The following is a 3,659-nucleotide window of genomic DNA, read 5'->3' as shown; positions in this document are numbered from 1 at the left end:
TCACGCTGAAAATGCCGGCCTTTGAATGGGTTCATGTGCAGCTCCATCAGCAAAAGGGGATGATAAGTTTATCACCACCGACTATTTGCAACAGTGCCATTTCTTTTCTCATTCCTTCAACACTAAAAGCTCCTTTAAAAAGGTTGCAGGGGGCGCATGATGGAAATAAGTTTTCTATAGCATGCAGTTCAGGGTGCATAACCTTACCCGTACTTCGGGCAACATGAGTTACGCCGCTGCCGACAGGGGCTCTCACCAGTTCAAAGTCGCGTCGAACAGGCTCAACATGATCGGCATGCCACCCTTTTTCAGGAAGCTTGCAACCACAATAGGCACAACGCCCCCCAAATTTCATTCGCAGCTCAGCTCGCTGTATTTTAGAGATCTTATTTTTAGGTTTTGAGAACCTACCATCAGGTGATTCAGCTTTGGATAACTTTGCTGAGGGCTCAGGTAATTCAACTAAATTCCCGTTGATATTTATCACCTTGACCATATCATTTTCCGCCTTTACTAAGCTCACGGGCACAGGAACTGGCTTAAGTAACCGCTAAAGATAACAGCCACTGACTGCATCTACCCAGACCTTCTGTTTATACTCAATAGGCCACCCCTCTTTATCTGCCCGGATGACGCAATCATTTACCGTGGTGCGTGACCGGATACGAACATCAAGCGGAAGCGAATCGTTATCCACACGAGCCTGTGCCTCATTTAAAATGCGTAAAAACATCTCTTTGGTCATTCAGATACCCCCTCAACTTTGCGAATTTTGATCAGATGAGGGCGACTCAGTTTACAAAGTTGTTCTGTCGCTTCATCAATCGAATTGAACCGATGAGCCTCTTCGATATTTAAAGTCCAGTATTTCGCTTTCCCTTCTCCCAGATCGGACTCAAAATAATTTCGCTTTACATCCATTTTTTTAGGCCTGCCATTTATCTTGACGACATTATGTCTGTCATCAAAAAGAAATTCGTCCCCCTCAAAAGTGATTAATACAAATGGCCCCTCAGGCTTGGAAGTCCGGGAACTTTCCATTTTCAAAGTCATACTTCAGCCTCTCGATAGAACTCATGAAACGTCAAATTAAAATGGACTCACACCACACTGATTCAGTATTCCTCCTGAACCCCATTAGGCTCTGTTGTGATTTCATATTTAATTCCGCCAGGTGCTCCCACAGCGTCCGCGACCGACTCACACAGCAGCGAGAGATCGTTGAGGGTCATTGGGTGTTCAATGTCCAGCGTGAAGAGTTTCCCGGCTTGCTTGGCGGCTGTCTTGTCAGCATGTTCGGCATTAAAAAGGTATACGGTGTGTTTTTCCTGAGCGGGTGTATTTTGATTTTGCATTGATGATCCTTTTGTTTAGTTCCCCGATTCCGGGGGTGAGTGAATTAATTTAAATTTATATTCGTCTGGTTTAATTAGAACGTTTCCACGCTATGCGTAAACAGGTAATGCAAGGGCTGTATCAACAGGATTAAAGTTACTTTTCTGGATGCAGCAACGCTTGGACATGATGTCCACATTACATCACGATCAAAGCTAAGTTTTTTTTGTATAACCCCTCCATTTTCGTGTGTTTCGCGTTTCAGACGCTTATACGACCTGCTTGACCATCCTCATCAGAAGGCGGTTTAACAGTCCTTTCGCTGTCGGGCGATTGCTATCGACATAGTAAAAACCTGTTTTGGTCGTACCGTGAGCACTGCTCAGCACCCTCAGTTCCCAGATAACGTCACGGATAACGCCGCCATTTTCTGGCTTAAGGCATTCAGATAAATGGCGCATGAAACGAGCTCTTACGGCACGGTAATAGCGGAACTCCTCTGGCTGGTTAGTATTTTCTTTCACCCGGAGTCGCTGGTTACACAGAGTTAGAACTGCATCCATCATTCCCGCCTTCAGCTTCGCCTGGATCGCACCTTGTTGCTGTTCCCTCTCACCTTCGAGTAACGTTAAAATTCTTTCTCCGAGTGCCGTCTTGTTGTGTACGTGCAACTGAACACAGGCAGCTACGCATGCCCAGAATCTGAACTTTTTTATCTGTCCACGCAATTTCCGGGCTACAACCTGACGGTATGCAGAATCACTGAGTATTTTAAAACGCCGACTGGCAACCAGCTCTGGAAGCGACACTCTGTCGCCTATCCCCAGGCGGGAAAAGGTTTGTCCCCGCTGTGCGAGACGATGATAGACAGCGCCCTTGCCTTTTGAAATTCGGACCGCGCCATAACGAAGAAGATACTGAGCAGCAGTCGTTGGAGTAAACTCACCGTCAGCGATGCGCTGGCGTAACCCGTCGTATTCATGCCAGATAATCCAGGACGCCGTATCTTCTTCAACAGTCAGCTCATCCTCTTCCTCGAATGCCACGACGACAGAACTGCTCTCTCCGGTCTTTAGGCTACGTGAAGCCCTGGGGTCAGCCTGCCCGTCAAAATAGGTCATCAGCGGCAACGTATCAGTCAGTCCATCATAAGCTGTACCGAACCGGCCTCCGGGCAGTTTCATCCAGAGTGGAGCTGGCATTGGTGTACGGGGCACAGGCTGCATGTCAGGCTCATCCTCAAGAAGGTCCAGATCGGCCTCTTCCCAGACCCTGCGATAGATCTCAATTGCCCGAAACGGGCGAGGGTTGAAACAGTGCAACGACCAGAGGAAATCAACGTGGATCACGTTTGCTTCCTGTACAAGCCGAAATTGTGGCTCAGCCATACGACGGTTATAAGCCGTATCGTCAACCTCGCCGGAAAGTAGCTTTCTGCGATGCTCTGCCGCACGTCTTGCTTCAACATAATCAAGGCTGCAACAGGCATGAAAAAGACGTTCAGTCAGGGACGAAGAAAAGATATTGGGTTGAAGACGCACATATCCGCCTTCGAACACTTTACGACCGATATAATCCCGCAGGCTCCAGTCGTACTGGATCTTAGAAAGAAATCGCTGAAGACGACTCAGGCCAGCCTGATAACCGTATTTCTCCGGGTCAGTTCGAAGGAGCGTTTCCATTGAATGGTCAACCCCTACTGCTGTGCAAAATGAGCACCCTATAATTCTGATCATTTAGAAATTTTTTTGCGTTTAAAATCAATGAATTGAAAGATTTCATTTTTCTAAGTCTGATAAAACAGATGAAAACCCAACTGACTATACTCATAAAACTCAATCTTTGCGCTGCTGTACGATACCAGTAATTACAGGTGCCGAGTTTAACATCATGAAAAGTAGCCCAATAATGAATGACGCAACGCCAGCTGCGGTGCCTAACTTCTGACTGAACACCATTGAAACAAAGTACATATTTGGGATAAAAACGGACATAGCAATCACGAAAAGTAACTTATTCAGATAATTATTTATTCGGGTCTTAACCTCAACTCTATCATAAAAAGCCATCGAAACGTAAGCAGTTATCAGTGAATAAAAAGACCATGTCATATAGTTAACCGATTCATTAAATGCCTCTCGCAAAAGCAAAGCACTTTCTGTCATTCCCTACCTCATTAAATCAATAGAAAATAAATCTGAATAATTTATTTTTAAAAGAAAAGAGGCTTTGTTGAATAAATCAGATTTCGGGTAAGTCTCCCCCGTAGCGGGTTGTGTTTTCAGGCAATACGCACGCTTTCAGGCATACCTGCTTTCGTCATT

General features: G+C 45.8%; 6 protein-coding genes. All 6 read right to left on the bottom strand.

All coding sequences use genetic code 11. The annotated features are described in order from the left end of the window. Positions 1 to 46 precede the first annotated feature (46 nt). The 6 genes from ACNQ0T_RS23060 to ACNQ0T_RS23035 all read right to left on the bottom strand — a co-directional run bounded on the left by ACNQ0T_RS23060 (position 47) and on the right by ACNQ0T_RS23035 (position 3,500). On the bottom strand, positions 47 to 496 hold the full coding sequence (locus ACNQ0T_RS23060) for an HNH endonuclease (RefSeq protein ID WP_000241453.1): 450 nt from the start codon (positions 494 to 496) through the stop codon (positions 47 to 49). A 54-nt stretch (positions 497 to 550) separates the two neighbouring features. Continuing rightward, a complete protein-coding gene (locus tag ACNQ0T_RS23055; protein WP_000159617.1) occupies positions 551 to 745 on the bottom strand; it encodes a hypothetical protein in 195 nt (64 codons plus the stop codon). Next, a complete protein-coding gene (locus ACNQ0T_RS23050; RefSeq protein WP_000172888.1) occupies positions 742 to 1,053 on the bottom strand; it encodes a hypothetical protein in 312 nt (103 codons plus the stop codon). The genes ACNQ0T_RS23055 and ACNQ0T_RS23050 overlap by 4 nt, the downstream gene beginning before the upstream one ends. 62 nt (positions 1,054 to 1,115) lie before the next feature. Next, positions 1,116 to 1,355, bottom strand: coding sequence for a hypothetical protein (locus ACNQ0T_RS23045; protein WP_001180999.1), 240 nt, complete (start codon positions 1,353 to 1,355; stop codon positions 1,116 to 1,118). 249 nt (positions 1,356 to 1,604) lie between these two features. Beyond that, positions 1,605 to 3,017, bottom strand: a complete 1,413-nt coding sequence (locus tag ACNQ0T_RS23040) for a hypothetical protein (protein WP_022646499.1) — start codon at positions 3,015 to 3,017, stop codon at positions 1,605 to 1,607. A 153-nt stretch (positions 3,018 to 3,170) separates the two neighbouring features. Next, positions 3,171 to 3,500, bottom strand: a complete 330-nt coding sequence (locus ACNQ0T_RS23035; protein ID WP_000140246.1) for a hypothetical protein — start codon at positions 3,498 to 3,500, stop codon at positions 3,171 to 3,173. Positions 3,501 to 3,659: the final 159 nt, after the last annotated feature.

Origin of the sequence: Enterobacter cloacae complex sp.6700776 (genome assembly GCF_048284255.1) — a bacterium.
GTDB classification, from domain to species: domain Bacteria; phylum Pseudomonadota; class Gammaproteobacteria; order Enterobacterales; family Enterobacteriaceae; genus Enterobacter; species Enterobacter intestinihominis.
Note: the sequence above shows the minus strand (reverse complement) of the source record. Positions and strands in the feature narration are given on the sequence as shown.